The 16,715-nt window shown below is 71.2% G+C and carries 13 protein-coding genes, 1 tRNA gene and 1 pseudogene; 8 read left to right on the top strand and 7 right to left on the bottom strand.

Annotated features, from left to right (window positions below; translation table 11 throughout):
• Positions 1-109: 109 nt before the first annotated feature.
• Positions 110-961 carry a nucleotidyltransferase domain-containing protein gene (locus V2J85_RS24605; protein WP_261956495.1) on the top strand — a complete coding sequence of 284 codons (852 nt, stop codon included), beginning with the start codon at positions 110-112 and terminating at the stop codon, positions 959-961.
• Positions 962-1,010: 49 nt separating this feature from the next.
• Here V2J85_RS24605 and V2J85_RS24600 read toward each other — a convergent pair whose 3' ends face one another.
• From V2J85_RS24600 to V2J85_RS24585, 4 genes and pseudogenes are all read right to left on the bottom strand, one after another.
• Positions 1,011-1,847: an MBL fold metallo-hydrolase gene (locus V2J85_RS24600; RefSeq protein WP_261956496.1), complete on the bottom strand. Its 837-nt coding sequence runs from the start codon at positions 1,845-1,847 to the stop codon at positions 1,011-1,013.
• A gap of 152 nt (positions 1,848-1,999) precedes the next feature.
• Positions 2,000-2,923 (bottom strand): annotated as a pseudogene (locus V2J85_RS24595) (NUDIX hydrolase); the annotation flags it as partial.
• A 203-nt stretch (positions 2,924-3,126) separates the two neighbouring features.
• Entirely contained in the window at positions 3,127-3,597 is a 471-nt protein-coding gene (locus tag V2J85_RS24590) for a RidA family protein (protein ID WP_261956498.1), read from the bottom strand.
• Positions 3,594-3,764, bottom strand: a complete 171-nt coding sequence (locus tag V2J85_RS24585) for a Sp36 family protein (RefSeq protein WP_261956499.1) — start codon at positions 3,762-3,764, stop codon at positions 3,594-3,596. The genes V2J85_RS24590 and V2J85_RS24585 overlap by 4 nt, the downstream gene beginning before the upstream one ends.
• A gap of 187 nt (positions 3,765-3,951) precedes the next feature.
• Here V2J85_RS24585 and bagA point away from each other — a divergent pair, with 187 nt between their 5' ends.
• Together bagA and bagB are read left to right on the top strand one after the other, a co-directional pair.
• On the top strand, positions 3,952-4,983 hold the full coding sequence (gene bagA, locus V2J85_RS24580) for an ATPase BagA (RefSeq protein ID WP_261956500.1): 1,032 nt from the start codon (positions 3,952-3,954) through the stop codon (positions 4,981-4,983).
• On the top strand, positions 4,980-6,320 hold the full coding sequence (gene bagB, locus V2J85_RS24575; RefSeq protein WP_330822743.1) for an ATPase BagB: 1,341 nt from the start codon (positions 4,980-4,982) through the stop codon (positions 6,318-6,320). The genes bagA and bagB overlap by 4 nt, the downstream gene beginning before the upstream one ends.
• A 146-nt stretch (positions 6,321-6,466) precedes the next feature.
• On the opposite strand, the gene V2J85_RS24570 is transcribed toward bagB, so the two are convergent.
• On the bottom strand, positions 6,467-6,808 hold the full coding sequence (locus V2J85_RS24570) for a WhiB family transcriptional regulator (RefSeq protein ID WP_030412585.1): 342 nt from the start codon (positions 6,806-6,808) through the stop codon (positions 6,467-6,469).
• Positions 6,809-7,448: 640 nt separating this feature from the next.
• On the opposite strand from V2J85_RS24570, the gene V2J85_RS24565 reads away from it, so the two are divergent.
• On the top strand, positions 7,449-9,644 hold the full coding sequence (locus V2J85_RS24565; protein WP_261956502.1) for a transglycosylase domain-containing protein: 2,196 nt from the start codon (positions 7,449-7,451) through the stop codon (positions 9,642-9,644).
• A 257-nt stretch (positions 9,645-9,901) separates the two neighbouring features.
• Here V2J85_RS24565 and V2J85_RS24560 read toward each other — a convergent pair whose 3' ends face one another.
• The gene (locus V2J85_RS24560) at positions 9,902-10,366 is read right to left on the bottom strand and encodes a GatB/YqeY domain-containing protein (protein ID WP_330822742.1); all 465 of its coding nucleotides are present in this window, start codon (positions 10,364-10,366) and stop codon (positions 9,902-9,904) included.
• Between the two features lie 217 nt (positions 10,367-10,583).
• Here V2J85_RS24560 and V2J85_RS24555 point away from each other — a divergent pair, with 217 nt between their 5' ends.
• The 3 genes from V2J85_RS24555 (at position 10,584) to V2J85_RS24545 (ending at position 12,632) form a co-directional block, all read left to right on the top strand.
• Complete coding sequence (locus V2J85_RS24555; RefSeq protein ID WP_261956504.1) at positions 10,584-11,510, top strand: metallophosphoesterase; 927 nt, start codon at positions 10,584-10,586, stop codon at positions 11,508-11,510.
• A 307-nt stretch (positions 11,511-11,817) separates the two neighbouring features.
• Positions 11,818-12,546 carry an integral membrane regulator gene (locus tag V2J85_RS24550; RefSeq protein WP_330822741.1) on the top strand — a complete coding sequence of 243 codons (729 nt, stop codon included), beginning with the start codon at positions 11,818-11,820 and terminating at the stop codon, positions 12,544-12,546.
• Positions 12,547-12,558: 12 nt separating this feature from the next.
• Positions 12,559-12,632 (top strand) — tRNA-Pro (locus V2J85_RS24545).
• Positions 12,633-13,371: 739 nt separating this feature from the next.
• On the opposite strand, the gene V2J85_RS24540 is transcribed toward V2J85_RS24545, so the two are convergent.
• Positions 13,372-14,091, bottom strand: a complete 720-nt coding sequence (locus V2J85_RS24540; RefSeq protein ID WP_330822740.1) for a DUF6333 family protein — start codon at positions 14,089-14,091, stop codon at positions 13,372-13,374.
• 189 nt (positions 14,092-14,280) lie between these two features.
• Between V2J85_RS24540 and V2J85_RS24535 the strand changes: the two genes are divergently transcribed.
• Entirely contained in the window at positions 14,281-16,656 is a 2,376-nt protein-coding gene (locus tag V2J85_RS24535) for an LAETG motif-containing sortase-dependent surface protein (protein ID WP_330822739.1), read from the top strand.
• The last annotated feature ends 59 nt before the right edge of the window (positions 16,657-16,715 follow it).

The following is a 16,715-nucleotide window of genomic DNA, read 5'->3' as shown; positions in this document are numbered from 1 at the left end:
GTGAGCGGTCCGTTGTGGGCGGCCTCTTCGTCGTGGTTGGCCCGGGCCCCGCACCCCCACCCCGCGAAATACGGTCGTCCCCGCCGCGCTCCCTCGCCATAGTGGCGCCATGACGCCCGACGGGACCCACGACAGCACGCGCAACGGCACCGGCCCCGGCGCCGGCAGGGGCCTGGACCACGACGGCTGCTTCGTACGGGAGGGCTCGCTGGAGCGGGTGTCCCCGGTGTTCGCACCGGTGGTGGCGGCCCTGCGCTCCCGTATTGCCGGCCACTTCGGCGACCGCCTGCACAGCAGCTACCTCTTCGGCAGCATCCCCCGTGGCACCGCCGTCCCCGGCGTCTCCGATCTGGACGCCCTGCTCGCCCTACGGGACGAGCCCACCGACGACGACCACGCCGCCGCCCGCGCCGTCGAGGAGGCGCTGGACACCGCGTTCCGGGAGGTCGACGGCGCGGGACTGCTGCTGTTCGGCGCCGACCGGCTGCTGAGCGACCTCGAGCGGCACGACCTGGGCTGGTTCGTGGCCTGTCTGTGCACCCCGCTCGACGGTCCGGACCTCGCCGACCGGCTGCCCCGTTACCGCCCCACCTCGCTCCTCGCCCGGGAGACCAACGGGGATCTCTTCCGCGACCTCCCCGGACTGCGCACGAAGGCCGCGGCGGCCACTACGGAGGCCGCGCGCACCCGGCTCACCCGGGGTGTGACGCGGCGGCTCGTACGCACCGGGTTCACACTGGTCATGCCCCGCTGGGGCGGCTGGACCAGCGACCTGGCCGAGTCCGCGGAGGTCTTCGGCCGCTACTACCCGGCGCACGCCGACCAGATGCGCGCAGCGGCCCGCGCCGCCCGCACGCCCGCCGCGTATCCCCACCTGCTGGACGAGCTGCTCTCCGGCCCGGCCCCCTGGCTGGCGGGCGAATACCTCGCCGTCCACGGGGCGAAGGCTCCCCGCCCGTAGGACACCGGCGCGGGCAGGCGCCGTGCCGGGGCATCCGGCCCCGACGGTGTCACTCCTCGATCAGCCCGTGCTCCCCGAGGTACTCCAGCTGTGCCCGCACCGACAGTTCGGCGGCCGGCCAGAGGGAGCGGTCGACATCGGCGTACACATTGGCGACGACCTCGGCCGGGGTCCGGTGGCCGGCCTCGACCGCGGTCTCCACCTGGGCGAGCCGGTTCGCACGGTGCGCCAGGTAGAACTCCACCGCCCCCTGGGCGTCGTTCAGCACCGGCCCGTGGCCCGGCAGGACCGTGGCCACCCCGTCGTCCACCGTGAGGGAGCGCAGTCGGCGCAGCGAGTCGAGATAGTCGCCCAGCCGCCCGTCGGGGTGGGCCACCACGGTGGTGCCGCGCCCCAGGACCGTGTCACCGGTCAGGACGGCGCGGTCGGCCGGGAGATGGAAGGACAGCGAATCGGCGGTGTGCCCCGGGGTGGACACCACCCGCAGTTCGAGACCGCCCGTGGTGATGACGTCCCCCGCGGCGAGCCCTTCCCCGCCGAGGCGCAGCGCCGGATCCAGCGCCCTGACGGGCGACCGGGTCAGCTCGGCGAACCGGGCGGCGCCGTCGGCGTGGTCCGGGTGCCCGTGGGTCAGCAGGGTCAGCGCGACGCGCTTGCCGGCCCGTTCGGCGATGTCGACGACGGCCTGGAGGTGGCCCTCGTCGAGCGGCCCGGGATCGATGACGACGGCCAGGTCGGAGTCCGGCTCGGCGACTATCCAGGTGTTGGTGCCGTCCAGGGTCATCGCCGACGGGTTGGGCGCCAGCACGCAGTGCGCCCGCGTGGTGGCGGGCCCGGAGATCACTCCGCCCCGGGGCTGCCCCGGCAGAGCGGCTGCTTCGGTCATGTGGGGGTCCCTCCCGAGGTGCCGGTGACTCCGGGCGTGCCGGTGGTTCCTGGGACGCCGGTGGCCCGCCGGTCCCCTGAGGGGCCGTCGGAATCGCCGCCCGCCTCCGTGGCCCCGTGCGCGACGGAACCGCCCCTGGCGGAACCGCCCTCAGCGGCACCGTCCCCGGCACCGCCCCCCGGCGCGATGTGCTTGGTGAACTCGTCGTGGCCCGGCCAGCTCAGTACGATCTCGCCGCCCACCAGGCGCGCCCGCGCCAATACGGGCGTCAGGTCCTGCGCCTCCGCGGCGGCCAGCGCGTCCGCGACGGTGGCGTACGGCTCCAGCGCGCGCAGCGTGGCGATCGTCGGCGGCATCATCAGCAGCTCGCCGCGGTCGTACCCGGCGGCCGCCTCCCCCGGCCGGGTCCACAACGCGAGGTCCGCCTCACCGGCCGCGACGGCGTTCCCCCCGGGTCCCACCGGCAGCCCCTGGGGCAGCGTGTGCTGGCCCTCGGGCAGCGCGGCGACGAAGAACCACGTGTCGTAGCGCCGGGGCTCGAACTCCGGGGTGATCCAGCGCGCCCAGGCGGCCAGCAGGTCGGAGCGCAGGACCAGGCCGCGGCGGCTCAGGAAGTCGGCGAAGGACAGCTCGTGCGCCACCAGGGCGGCCCGGTCGGCCTCCCAGTCCTCGCCCGTGGTGTCCGCGACGACCGTGTCCGCCGATTCCCCGGCGAGCAGCACGCCCGCCTCCTCGAACGTCTCCCGTACCGCCGCGCAGACGATGGCCTGCGCGGTGGCCGGATCGACACCCATACGGACCGCCCACTGGGCGCGCGGCGGGCCGGCCCAGGCCACCGGGCGTTCGTCACGGGGATCGACCGCACCACCCGGATAGGCGTACGCGCCCCCGGCGAAGGCCATGGAGGTGCGTCTGCGCAGCATGTGGACGGCGGGGCCGCCGGTCCCGGTGTCACGCAGCAGCAGGACGGTCGCGGCCCGGCGGGGCTCGGCAGGGGTGAGCTCGCCGTTCGCGAGCGCCCGGATGCGGCCCGGCCACTCCGGTGGGTACCACTGGCCATTCGTCGTGGACGACATGGCCGGATGCTATGCGCTCACGCGCGGATGTTCGAGGGGTCCTTTTCCGCCGGGCCGCAGCCGGCGGCCGCTCCGGCGGGCCGGCGGGCGCGCGCTCCTACGAGGCGCGCGCGTCCCGCGGGCGCCGGGATGGCCGCCGGGAAGGCCGTGCGGACCGTACGGCCCGCACGAAGACCCGTCCCGGCGGCCGGAACCGGCAACGCCTACGCCTCGTCGTCGACCTCGACCTGGATCTCGACCTCGACCGGCGCGTCGAGCGGCAGCACCGCCACACCCACCGCGGAGCGGGCGTGCACGCCCTTGTCGCCGAGGATCTCGCCGAGCAGCTCGCTGGCGCCGTTGAGGACGCCCGGCTGGCCGGTGAAGTCCGGCGCGGAGGCCACGAAGCCGACGACCTTCACCACGCGCCGGATCTTGTCCAGGTCGCCGATGACGGACTTCACGGCGGCCAGCGCGTTGAGCGCACAGGTCGCGGCGAGCTGCTGGGCCTGCTCCGGGCTGACCTCGGCGCCCACCTTGCCGGTCGCCGGCAGCGCGCCGCCCACCATGGGCAGCTGGCCGGAGCTGAAGACGTACGAGCCGGAGCGCACCGCGGGCTGGTAGACGGCCAGCGGGGGCACGACGTCCGGCAGCTTCAGGCCGAGCTCCGCGATCTTGTCCTCCGCCGCGCTCACGCCTTGTACTCCTGCTTCTCCCGCTTCATGTAGGCCACCAACTGCTCGGGGTTGTTCGGGCCCGGCACGACCTGGACCAGTTCCCAGCCGTCCTCGCCCCAGGTGTCCAGAATCTGCTTCGTCGCGTGCACCAGCAGCGGCACGGTCGAGTATTCCCACTTGGTCATGGGCCGAGCGTAATGCCTGTCCGGTGCGGCGGCGGACGCCGTCCACCGCGGGCCGCCCGGGCCCGGGCCGGCCCGTCCCCTACGGGACATCCCTGACCCGGCTCCGGGTCCGGCACGGACGGATCTCCGGGTCTTCCCAGGCGTATCCCGTGCGTAGCCGCGACGCGGACTGGTTAGGCTCCTTTGCGTGAGCAGGCTCCATGTCGTCAGCGGCAAGGGCGGCACCGGCAAGACCACGGTCGCCGCTGCCCTCGCCCTCGCCCTGGCCACCGAGGGGCGCCGTACCCTCCTGGTCGAGGTCGAGGGCCGGCAGGGCATTGCCCAGCTGTTCGAGACCGAAGCGCTTCCCTACGAGGAACGCAAGATCGCGGTGGGCCCCGCATCAGAGGGTGCATCGCGCAGCGATTCCGTTCGGGGTGGTGGCGGGAGACGGGCGGGCGAGGTCCACGCCCTGGCCATCGATGCCGAACGCGCCCTTCTGGACTACCTCCAGATGTTCTACAAGCTCGGCAGCGCGGGCCGGGCCCTGAAGAAGCTCGGCGCGATCGACTTCGCCACGACCATCGCCCCGGGCCTGCGGGACGTCCTGCTGACCGGCAAGGCGTGCGAGGCGGTCCGCCGCAAGGACAAGCAGGGCAGGTTCGTCTACGACGCGGTGGTGATGGACGCCCCGCCGACCGGCCGCATCACCCGCTTCCTGAACGTCAACGACGAGGTGGCCGGTCTCGCGAAGATCGGCCCGATCCACAATCAGGCGCAGGCCGTGATGCGGGTCCTGAAGTCGCCGGAGACCGCGGTCCATCTGGTGACGCTCCTGGAGGAGATGCCCGTCCAGGAGACCGCGGACGGCGTCGCCGAGCTGCGCGCCGCCGGCCTCCCCGTCGGCGGCATCGTCATCAACATGACCCGTCCCGCGCTGCTGGACAACGGCGATCTCGACCTCCTCGCGGCCCGCGGGGCGCGTGCCGGCGTCGCCAAGGCGCTCTCGCAGGCCGGGCTGGGCGGAGCCCGCCGCGGCGGGCTGGCCGACCGGCTGATCGACCCCCTGCTGGAGCAGGCCCGCGAGCACGCCGAGCGGGTCGAGCTGGAGCGCGCCGAGTACGCCGAGCTGACCGCGATCGGCCTGCCCACCTACGAGTTGGAGCTGCTCCCCGAGGGAGTGGACCTCGCCGGGCTGTACCAACTGGCCAGAGACCTGCGGAAACAGGGGCCCATATGACCTCCGACGACACGACGCTGGACGCCTCGGCCCCGCGGCTGGAGGTCGACGCGCTGCTCGACGACCCGCGCACCCGCATCGTCGTGTGCTGCGGTTCCGGCGGCGTCGGCAAGACCACCACCGCCGCTGCCCTGGGCGTGCGCGCCGCCGAGCGCGGCCGCAAGGTCGTGGTGCTGACCATCGACCCGGCCCGGCGGCTGGCGCAGTCGATGGGCATCTCCGAGCTCGACAACGTCCCCCGCCGGGTCAAGGGTGTGGACGAGGCCGCCGGCGGCGAACTGCACGCGATGATGCTGGACATGAAGCGCACCTTCGACGAGATCGTCGAGGGCCATGCGGACGCCGACCGGGCCCGCGCGATCCTGGAGAACCCCTTCTACCAGTCCCTGTCGGCCGGCTTCGCGGGCACGCAGGAGTACATGGCCATGGAGAAGCTGGGCCAGCTCCGCGCGAGCGACGAATGGGACCTGATCGTCGTCGACACGCCCCCGAGCCGCTCCGCGCTGGACTTCCTGGACGCGCCCAAGCGCCTCGGCTCCTTCCTGGACGGCAAGTTCATCCGGGTCCTGATGGCGCCCGCGAAGGTCGGCGGCCGGGCCGGCATGAAGTTCCTGAATGTCGGCATGTCGATGATGACCGGCACGCTCAGCAAGCTCATGGGCGGTCAACTCCTGCGCGACGTCCAGACGTTCGTCGCCGCCATGGACACCATGTTCGGCGGTTTCCGCACCCGCGCCGACGCCACGTACCGCCTGCTGCAGGCCCCCGGCACGGCGTTCCTCGTGGTCGCCGCGCCGGAGCGGGACGCGCTGCGTGAGGCGGCGTACTTCGTCGAGCGGCTGGCCGCCGAGCAGATGCCGCTGGCCGGCCTGGTGCTCAACCGCGTGCACGGCAGCGGCGCCGCCCAACTCAGCGCCGAGCGGGCCCTGGCCGCCGCGGAGACCCTCGGCGAGGGCCTCACGGAGGAGGACGGCACCGGTGACGTCCACACCGAAAATAATCTTGAACCAACCGGCATTGTGGATCTCGACGGCGGGAAGGATGCCTCCGGTACCGCTGGCGGCCTCTCCCCCGCCGCGGCGGACCCGGTAGCAGCACCCACCTCCGCCTCGGCGGCTCAACTGGCCGCCGGGCTCCTCCGTCTGCACGCGGAACGTATGCAGGTCCTCGCGCGCGAACGACGCACCCGGGACCGCTTCACCGCACTCCATCCCGAGGTCCCGGTGACGGAGGTCGCCGCGCTGCCCGGCGACGTCCACGACCTCGCGGGCCTGCGCGCCATCGGCGACCGCCTGGCGCTGGACGGCACCACAACGGACCCCGACACCGACGACTGATCCGACGACCCAAGACCGCCGGCCGAACCGACGACTGAACCGCCGCCCGAACCACCGCCGACGCACGCGCCGGAAACACCGGGCACACCCGGGCCCAGCGCCCAACCGGCCCTGTTCCGCCGGCCGGTGCAATCCCGGCCGTCCGGCTATCCGACCGCGGCGTACTCGTCGAAGGTCTCGTCCTCACAGTCCATCGGCAGAATGCCGGTGCTGCGCTCGTATTCCGTGCGCGCCGTCTCCAAGAGGCGACGCCATGACGTCACGGTCGGGCGGCGACGCAGCAGCGCCCTCCGCTCCCGCTCGGTCATCCCGCCCCACACGCCGAATTCCACCCGATTGTCCAGGGCGTCGGCCAGGCATTCCGTACGCACCGGACATCCGGTGCACACCGCCTTGGCGCGATTCTGCGCCGCACCCTGAACGAACAGTTCGTCCGGATCGGTAGTGCGGCAGGCTGCCTGTGCACTCCAGTCGGTTACCCAGCTCATGCTGGCGCCGTCCTCTCCCGAATCGAGGCTCCCCCACGGCGGCAAACGGCATATTCACCGTTGCCAGTTGAGGACGTTACGGCGGGCGGACAGGGCGCAACACCCCCTTCGGGCCCAATCTTGAATGGCCCGAACGGACTATGCGTACGCGGCAGATCACCCAACGGAGTGACCGTGCGGCATACGTCACATAGCGCACAAGGCGGGACAGTTCGCCGCCCTGACACGGGGTTTCTGGGGGCACACGCGGACGCGTGGGGGCTCGGTCCGCGAGAGGTAGGGGTTGACGAACTGAGGCGTAACCATTCGGCTGTGGCAACTGAGTACAGGCTAAGCGAACAGGTGCGCCCCTGTCCGGCGAATGGGAACCTCGGCACCTCACGTGCGACGCGACCGCACCCGTACGGCCATCGAGGGATCACATCCGGCCGAGCACGGAGATCGGATCCGGCCGGATACGGAGATCGACTCGGGATGCCCCCGAGGTCACGCACGGCCCGGGGCGGAAAACCCGAGCGGGTCGCCGCCGAGGTCGTCGAGGTCACGGCCGCGCCGCCCGGAGGTCACCACCCGGTGTACGAACGGCCCCGGACCCCCCGCTCCGTCCGCACGTATGTGGCAACGGATTAGGCTGCCTCCCATGGCTAAGAAGCGCGATGGCGGGGGTCTGTCCACGACGCAGCGGACCGCCAGGTTCCTCGGTGTCAGCGTCCTGGCCGGAGCGGTGCTCGCCGGTCTCGCGCTGCCGGCGGCCGGGGCGCTGGGCCTCGCCGCCAAGGGTTCGGTCGAGGGCTTCGACGAGATCCCGGCGAACCTCAAGACGCCACCGCTCAGCCAGCGGACCACCATCCTGGACGCGGACGGCGGCGAGATCGCCAAGGTCTACTCCCGCGACCGCACGGTCGTGAGCCTCAAGAACATGTCGCCGTACATCCAGCAGGCGATCGTCGCCATCGAGGACGCCCGGTTCTACCAGCACGGCGCCATCGACGTGAAGGGCATCCTGCGGGCGCTCAACAAGAACGCCCAGTCCGGCGGCGTCTCCCAGGGCGCGTCGACGCTGACCCAGCAGTACGTGAAGAACGTGTTCGTCGAGGAGGCCGGCGACGACCCGGACAAGGTCGCGCAGGCCACCCAGCAGACGATCGGCCGCAAGGTCAAGGAGCTCAAGTACGCGATCCAGATCGAGAAGGAGCTCGGCAAGCGCAAGATCCTGCAGAACTACCTCAACATCACCTTCTTCGGCGAGCAGGCGTACGGCGTCGAGGCGGCCGCCCAGCGGTACTTCAGCAAGCACGCGAAGGATCTGAGCCTGGAGGAGTCGGCGCTGCTGGCCGGCATCGTCCAGTCGCCGAGCCGCTACGACCCGGTCAACGACCCGCAGGAGGCCACCCGGCGGCGCAACACCGTGCTGCAGCGGATGGCCGATCTGAAGGACATCACCCAGGAGCAGGCCGACGCGGCCGCCAAGAAGCCGATCAAACTGGCCATCAGCCGGCCCAAGAACGGCTGCATCACCGCCACCGACGGCGCCGGCTTCTTCTGCGACTACATCCGCAAGGCCTTTCTCGGCGACAGAACCTTCGGCAAGACCCGCAAGGCCCGTCTGAAGCGCTGGGACCAGGGCGGCCTGACCATCCGCACCACCCTCGACCGGCAGACCCAGAAGTCGATCCAGGCCTCCATCGCCAAGCACGTCTACGAGGACGACCAGGTCGCCACCGCCGCGACCATCGTGGAGCCGGGCACCGGCAAGATCCTCGGCATGGGCCAGTCGCGGCCGTACGGCTTCCGCGGGAACCAGACCATGATCAACCTCTCGGTCGACCACAACATGGGCGGCGGCGCCGGCTACCAGCCCGGTTCGACCTTCAAGCCGGTGATCGCGGCGGCCGCCCTGGAGCAGGGCACCAACCCCGAGCAGGAGTACCCCTCGCCGTACCGGATGCCGTACCCGAGCCCGGTGCAGACCTGTGACGGCGAGTGGCGCGGGAGCGGCGAGACGACGCAGAACGAGAACCGGAAGGAGGTCGGCCCGTACGCCATGAAGGAGGCGACCGCGAAGTCGGTCAACACCTACTTCGTGCAGCTGATCAGCGACATCGGCATCTGCCCCGCGGTCAAGATGGCGCAGAAGATGGGCATCGAGCGGGCCGACGGCAAGCCCTTGCAGCAAGTTCCGTCGATGACGCTCGGTGTGCAGGAAATGTCTCCGCTGACCATGGCAGCCGGTTACGCCGCCTTCGCCAACGGCGGCGAGTACTGCTCCCCGGTCGCCATCGAGTCCATCACCGACGCCCGCGGCCGGTCCCTGAAGGTCCCGCAGACCAGCTGCCGTACGGCGATGTCCAAGAAGACCGCGGACACGATCAACACCCTCCTCAAGGGCGTCGTCGAGGACGGCACCGGCAAGGAGGCCGGTCTCAGCGGCCGCGACAGCGCGGGCAAGACCGGCACCACCGACAGCCGCTACGCCGCCTGGTTCGTCGGCTACACCCCGAACGCGGCCGGCGCCGTCTGGGTGGGCGACCCCCAGCACCAGCGCAAGATGTACAACATCACCATCGGCGGCGTCCCCCACGACAAGGTCTACGGCGCCGACACCCCCGGCCCCATCTGGCGCGACGCGATGACCGGCGCCCTGGCCGGCCGGCCCGCGCCGGCCCTGCCGACCGTCCCGATCGGCGACCCCGACAAGGACAAGGGCAAGGCGGGCGACGACAAGGGCGGCAAGCACAAGCCAGGCCGCGGCCACGGCGGCGACAACAAGCCCGGCGGCGGCTGGCACCTCCCCGGCTGGCCCGACATCCTGGGCGGCGGCAACGGCGGGTGGTGACGGCCCGGTTGGCGCCCGCCTCCTGAGCCCGAAAGACACGCGAGGGGCCGCCCCAGCACCGGCTGGGGCGGCCCCTCGTCCTCCACCGCGGGCGTCCAGGACTTCCGCCCGTACGCCGCGCGAGGACCACCGTCCGTACGCCTGCGGTGAGGGCCTCCGTCCCGATGGCCTACGGGCAAGAGCCTCCGTCCGGCCGGCTCGGCCGGCCAGGACTTCCGTCTCCGCGGACGCTCAGGCGGCCAGGTCTCCGGCGGCGCTCAGCCGGCCAGCAGCTTCTTCACCATTCCGGCCACCCGGCCGCCCTCGGCGCGCCCGGCCACCTTCGGATTGACGATCTTCATGACCGCGCCCATCGCCTTCGGCCCCTCGGCGCCGCTGCCCTTGGCCTCCGCCACCGCCGCCGCGACCAGCGACTCCAGCTCCTCGTCGGTCAGCTGCTTGGGGAGGTAGTCGGCGAGCAGCTCGCCCTCGGCGCGCTCCCGCGCGGCCGACTCGCTCCGGCCGCCCTGGTCGAACGCCTCCGCGGCCTCCCGGCGCTTCTTCGCCTCCCGCGCGATGATCTTCTCGACCTCGCCGTCGGACAGCTCGCGCGCCTCCGTGCCCGCGACCTCTTCCTTCTGGATCGCGGTCAGCGTGAGACGGAGGGTGGAGGAACGCAGCTCGTCGCGCGCCTTGATCGCTTCGGTGAGGTCGTGCTGCAGCTTGGACTTGAGCGTGGTCATGCCGTCGAGTATGCCCCCACCCACCGACAACCGCCGCGCCTTTTCCCCGCGCCCGCCGCGAGCCCACGACCGCTGCCGGGCCCCGCCGGCCTGCCGGGCCCCCACCCCTACGCACCGGCGCCCGCCCGCGTCGGCACCTCCCGCGCCGACACCCGTCCGCGCCCCGCCCGTCCCTCCCGGTGTACCGACCCCTCGCCACTCTGCAACGATGGGAACCATGCGCGCGCGATACGGAGTACCCCTGACCCTGACCGCAGTCGGCGCGGCCGGCCTCGCCTACGCCGCCGGCTACGAAGTCCGCTCCTTCCGCCTGAGGCGGGTCACGGTCCCCGTACTGCCGCGCGGTATGCGCCCGTTGCGCGTCCTTCAGGTGTCGGACATCCACATGGTCAGCGGCCAGCGCAAGAAGCAGCGCTGGCTGCAGTCGCTGGCCGGGCTCCGCCCCGACTTCGTCATCAACACGGGTGACAACCTCTCCGACACCGAGGGCGTCCCGGAGACCCTGGACGCGCTCGGCCCGCTGATGGAGTTCCCCGGTGCCTACGTCTTCGGCTCGAACGACTACTACGGCCCCAAGCTCCGCAACCCGGCCCGCTACCTGATCGAGCGGGTCCAGGGCCGCCACGGCCTCAACGGCAACGCCCCCGTCGTGGGCGCCGTCCACAACCCGTGGGAAGAACTGCGCGACGCCTTCGACGCGGCCGGCTGGGTGGGCCTGTCCAACACCCGCGGCCGCCTCAAGCTGGAGGGCGTCGAGATCGCCCTCACCGGCCTGGACGACCCGCACATCAAGCGCGACCGGTACGCCGAGGTGGCCGGCGGCCCCGAATCCGGCGCCGATCTCTCCCTCGCCGTCGTCCACGCCCCGTACCTGCGCTCCCTGGACGCCTTCGCCGCCGACGGCTACCCGCTGATCCTGGCCGGCCACACCCACGGCGGCCAGCTCTGCATCCCCTTCTACGGGGCGCTCGTCACCAACTGCGACATCGACACCGACCGGGTCAAGGGCCTCTCCACCCACACCGCCGCCGGCCGCACCTCCTACCTCCACGTCTCCGCCGGCTGCGGCACCAACCGCTACACCCCGGTCCGCTTCGCCTGCCCCCCGGAAGCAACCCTCCTCACCCTCACCGCCCGCGACTGAGGCGTACGGCTGATCCGCTGCGGCTTCCCCGACTGACCGCCGGCGGGCCGCCGTACGGACGGACGGACCACCGGGAGGGGACGGGGTGAACCGCCCCGTCCCCTCCCGATGAGGAAACCGCCCGCCTCCCTCCAGGAGGAACCGCCCAGGGACCTCTCCAGCGAGACCCATCCGGAGTGCTCCCTCCAGCGGGACCCATCCGGAGTGCTCCCCCAGGGCGAACCATCCGGAGTGCTTCCCTCCCAGTGCGCCAAACCGGCCGAAGGGCCCCCTCCTCCTTGCGAGCCCCTCCCCCTAACGTGGAGGAATGTCCGACCCCAACCGGACCTCGCAGTCCACGCGCCACGCCACCGGTCCGGCCGGCGCCGCCGCCCGGACTCCCGCCGCGGCCGTCGCCCCCGCGACCCGCCACCCGCTGGCCGCCGTCTACCGCCTCCTGATCACCGCGGCCGCCCTGACCGGCCTGGTCCTGGCGGCCGTCGCCACCCCCGGCCCCACCCGCCTGCTCGCCTCCTTCACCGCACAGGCCAACCTCGCCGCCGCCCTGGTCTCCGCCGCCTCGGCCCACCGCGCCTGGACCGGCCGCCGCCCCCTGAGCCCCGGCCTCACCGGCGCCGTCCTCTCCTTCCTCACCCTCGCCGCCGTCCTCCACCACGCCCTCCCCGCCACCTCCACCACCGTCGTCACCCTCCCGAGCCCCACCCCCGGCACGCCCGCCCCCTCCCTCTCCCCCGTCCTCCTCACCACGCTCACCCCGCTCGCCGCCCTCGCCGACTGGCTCCTGCTCACCACGCCCCGCGGCTTCCGCCCCCGCCACGCCTGGCAGTGGCCGGCGTACCCCCTCCTCTACCTCGCCACCACCCTCGCCCTCCCCACCCCGGCCGGCACCCGCCCCGGCAGCCTCACCACCACCCTCACCCTCGCCCTGGCGAGCTGCCTCCTCCCCGTGATCACCATCGCGATCGACCAGGTCAGGCCCTCCCCACGGCTCTCCAGGAACCGGATTTCGCCTACGGGGATCGGTCCGCTAAAGTAGAGCTCGTTGCTTCGGGGTGTAGCGCAGCTTGGCAGCGCGCTTCGTTCGGGACGAAGAGGTCGTGGGTTCAAATCCCGCCACCCCGACTGAAGGAACACAGGTCAGAGGCACCTACCAGTTTTGGTAGGTGCCTCTCCTGCGTTGTGCGTGACTAACTGGGTGACCAGCGCCCCGGGTTCGACTTGAAGGTGCCGTCCACGGCGAGACGAAGCTGTGGCGCAGCTCACGCAGCGCGTCCATTCCGCGGGGTTCGCCCCCTCGGCCTTGTTGATCGCTTGGCAGCGTCTGCTGAGGTCACCCAAGGAGCCCTGTCGCGGTACGAGAAGGGCATGCGAGCCGGATGGAGACGCGCTTCCCCGGCTAGATACTCATAGGCGAAAGCGTGCAACCGCCAAGGCGACTACGTGGCGGCAGCTGGAAGCGCGGGAGCACAGGGTGTCCTCGGCGGCTTGGAGGGGGCAGCATCCGGTGACATCGGCAACAACCACATGCCCATCGGTGCCCTGCGGGCCCTGCCCGAACGAGGCAAGACCGTCCCCACCGGCATCGCCCTCATCGCCTTCGACGACGCAAGTGGGCAGACCTCTTCACCCCCGCCTGACCACCGTCGCCCAGCCCTGCCACGACATGGGAGCCGAGGCTGGCCGGCTCCTCCTGTCCCGTCTCAAGGACCGACCGGCCTCCGCGTACCGTCCGCATGCCGCCCGAGCTGATGCACCGGGACTCCTGCGGGTATCTCCCACCCTCCTCGGCAGAGGACTGCGGCCCCGACGCGCACACGCCTGCCCGCTCGAAGCCGCACGGTGCCCGAGAGGGGCGGTCCCCTCACACGTCAGGGAGCCAGATCTCTTCCATCAGGGCCGTCGCGGACTCGGTGTGCCGGACCCGGAACACCGACGTGAGGAGATCCGCACGGCCCCAGGGGTCGTACGGTCCCAACGCGAGGCGCGCCAGCCCCTCCCAGTCGCTGTAGCGGGGATCGCCTGACAGCTCGACATCCTCTTCCTCCAACACCTCGGGAGTGATGCCGAGGGCGTCCAGGACGGCTTGCAGGTCACCAATGAGCGTCCACGGCTCCTCACCGGGCCACCCTTCGGAATGCAGCAACGGAACGCCGGGCACGACGATGACGTCCTCGGAGTGGGTCTCCCCGCAGTCGACATGCGCCGACCCGACGATCCGAGCCCCCGGAAACCGGTCACGAAGAGCCGTGACCTGGCCCAGCACCGGGTGCGCATTGCCGTTGTCCGCCAGGGACGGATCCGATATCGCGAGCACATTGCCCCAGCAGCCGACCCTGATGAAATCCAGGTCCTTCCGCGTCTCCAGAGCCATCGGTTCCGCAGCCGATGCCGACTGCACCTCTTCAAGGACCTCGTCGACGGTCCCGAACGCTTCCGCGAACTCCTGCGCCCGCACCGGGTCATGCGCGGCGAATACCGGTCCAGGGCCGGAGAAGGGGGGCAGGACGAGGGTGATGGTGTGGTCCCCGGACCCCCAGACCCCGGAGTCGGGCGGGCAGCTCCAGAAATCGGTGTCACTCATCACGCCACCGTAACCGCCGCCACCGACATCCGGGCCACGGTGGCGAGTTCAGGACGGTGCGCCGAATCCCCTTGCGGAATACGTGAGTTGGTCACCTAGGGTGGGCGGGCTTGGCGGCGTCAACGACCACGGGGGCCCCTGACGCCGCGCACTCAGAGACCCACCTCTGGGCTCCCTACGGAGAACCACGTGACCCATCCGATACGGCCGCGTCGTCAGCGTGCCCTGGGACGCACGGCGATCGCGCTGGCCTGTGCCGGCATCCTGTCCTTAACCGGGCTGCCGTCCCTTCAGGGCACCGCGGACGCGGCACCGAAGCCGCCGACGGAGAAGAAGCAGGAACTGTGCGAGGACATGTTCGGCCTCCAGCACGTTCCTCCCACTCCGATCGACAAGATCCCCTGGAACAAGCCGGTACGCCCCTCGAGCGAGTGGGACGAGTACTTCTTCGACTCCCAGCGCCAGGCCATGGACGGCGTGATCCTGCCAGGTGACACACCTGCCGAACAGCAGAAGTTCCTCAATGCCCTCGAACACGGGCCGGAGGGCTACAAGGAAGGCGACCCGCGCAAGGTCTGGGCCTCCTACAAGCGGTTCCTGGACGACGCCGGCGGCAAGAACAAGTTCGGCAGCTTCCACAATTGGCTCAACGAGTCCTATCTGGAGATGGCTGCCCGCGGCGGCCGCGGACGCGCCTTCCACAAGAAGGTCGTACAGGACCTCGGGCTGACCGGGCCGGACTGGTACTGCGAAGAGAACGTCCAGTACACCGACAAGGACGGCAACAAGCGCTACCGCCGGTACGACGCCGTCAACTACAAGACCGGCGACCGGGTCGAGATCAAGTCCGGCGGCAACCACACGGGGGGCCAACGCCCCAAGGACCAGGCCGTCCTCAGGGCGGACCCGAAGGTACGCCTGCGGCCGATCTTCGGGCAGGAACAGACCGACGAGACCCGCAAGATGTACGACAAGCTGTCCAAGGAGTTCGGCAACGGGCCCGACGGCCGGCCCCGCATCATCCGCTACGAGCACCGATCCACTTACCACGCCCGCTACAAGCCCGGTCGGTTCAGCAACTACGACCCGTACATGAACCCCAACCCGGGCAAATTCACCGGGTCCCGTGGTGGCGGCAACGACCAGATCAACCGGTCCGTTCCCACGCCCAAGGAGGCCAAGGAGCAGTTCGAGCGGGGCCGTCGACTCGGTAACTCCGGTCAGCGGGTCCGCGGACCGGGCGGTGTGGACTTCACCACGCTGGAGTTGAAGTACGTCGGAAAGCCCGTCAAGGGACAGGGCATGGACTATTCCTTCTCCGCCAAGAAGGCCGACGAGGAGACCAACCCCGGCTACGGCGGCAAGGCCAAGGCCCAGCTCATCTCCGACGCGTTCTTCACCTGGCTGGCCCTGACCCCGGAGAAGTTCTGGGTCAACCTCAACCCGGACCAGCCGGACAAGATCATGGACAGCAAGTTCGGCAAGACCGACGCCGGTCGCGTGCTGCTGGAAGCCGACCTTCAGATGAAGCACGACTTCTACAAGGCCATGGACCCCAAGACGGACCTGGGGAAGCGGTACTGGGCGGCCCTGCCCAAGGAGAACGGCAAGCCGTGCATGCCGGGCCTGCGCAACTGGATCGAGCCCAAGCCCGCCAAGGTCCGCGAGCAGGACGGCGGCATCTACATCCTCGACGCACCGCTCGGCCTGAAGTCCACCGCGCAGAAAACCGTCACCCAGGGCCCCGGCGAGCCGATCTGCGACCCGGACCAGGCCACGATCAAGCGGGCCCAGGCCGTCATCGACCGCATGATCGTGCCCGCGGTCGAGAAGACCATCAACACCGCCCCCCAGTACGCGGACCTGCGCCGCGTCTACACCTCCCGGGTGGCGGCGGAGTGGATCCGCCGGCAGGACGCCAAGGCGCCCACCGACTACCGCAAGATCATCAACTCCGGAGACGTGGCGAAGTGGCCGCTGCGGGCGCCGAACCAGAAGTGGACGCGCGAGGGGGTCTTCAACCGGTACGTGAAGATCTTCAAGGAGGGTGAGTTCCGCTACGAGGTCCCCACCGGCGGCACCACGCAGATCTACATCGTGGGTGGTGTCGACTTCTCCAAGTCTCCCAAGCGCAACATCACCCGCCTGCGTTTTCAGGCCCAGCACCGGAACCTTCCGCGCACCACGCAGACGTCCGTGCACACCATGACCGACGACGCCGAGAACCAGGACACCCTGTTCCTCGGCGGGAACACCGCGGCGAAGGCCACCGGAGACGGCAGCGGGGACAAACCCACACCCACCCCCACGCCTACCCACACCGGCAAGCCGGGCGAACCGTCGACCCCTCCGGCCACCCACACGCCGGACCCGGGCACGAGCACCCCGCCCACCGGTGACGGCGGGGCAAGCCGGCCGCCGACGAACGGCCCGGGCGGTGACCTCGCTCACACCGGATCCGACACCCCTGTCGGCCTCATCGCCGGTACGGCCGCGGCCCTGGTCGCTGCCGGTGGCGGGCTGATGTGGTGGATGCGCCGCCGGAAGGCAGCGCCCGAGAGCTGACCCGGCGCCACGCCTGGAAGCAGCACCACGGTCCCGCATCCTCTGGGTGCGGGACCGTT

The organism is Streptomyces bugieae (assembly GCF_036352915.1).
GTDB lineage: Bacteria > Actinomycetota > Actinomycetes > Streptomycetales > Streptomycetaceae > Streptomyces > Streptomyces endophytica.
This window is presented reverse-complemented; position numbering and strand designations above follow the sequence as displayed.

Bases quoted from the DNA above. Each gene is read 5' to 3' on its own strand.
- V2J85_RS24605 (WP_261956495.1), top strand. From the start codon at position 110: ATGACGCCCGACGGGACCCACGACAGCACGCGCAACGGCACCGGCCCC.
- V2J85_RS24600 (WP_261956496.1), bottom strand. From the start codon at position 1,847: ATGACCGAAGCAGCCGCTCTGCCGGGGCAGCCCCGGGGCGGAGTGATC.
- V2J85_RS24585 (WP_261956499.1), bottom strand. From the start codon at position 3,764: ATGACCAAGTGGGAATACTCGACCGTGCCGCTGCTGGTGCACGCGACG.
- bagB (WP_330822743.1), top strand. From the start codon at position 4,980: ATGACCTCCGACGACACGACGCTGGACGCCTCGGCCCCGCGGCTGGAG.
- V2J85_RS24570 (WP_030412585.1), bottom strand. From the start codon at position 6,808: ATGAGCTGGGTAACCGACTGGAGTGCACAGGCAGCCTGCCGCACTACC.
- V2J85_RS24565 (WP_261956502.1), top strand. From the start codon at position 7,449: ATGGCTAAGAAGCGCGATGGCGGGGGTCTGTCCACGACGCAGCGGACC.
- V2J85_RS24560 (WP_330822742.1), bottom strand. From the start codon at position 10,366: ATGACCACGCTCAAGTCCAAGCTGCAGCACGACCTCACCGAAGCGATC.
- V2J85_RS24555 (WP_261956504.1), top strand. From the start codon at position 10,584: ATGCGCGCGCGATACGGAGTACCCCTGACCCTGACCGCAGTCGGCGCG.
- V2J85_RS24550 (WP_330822741.1), top strand. From the start codon at position 11,818: ATGTCCGACCCCAACCGGACCTCGCAGTCCACGCGCCACGCCACCGGT.
- V2J85_RS24540 (WP_330822740.1), bottom strand. From the start codon at position 14,091: ATGAGTGACACCGATTTCTGGAGCTGCCCGCCCGACTCCGGGGTCTGG.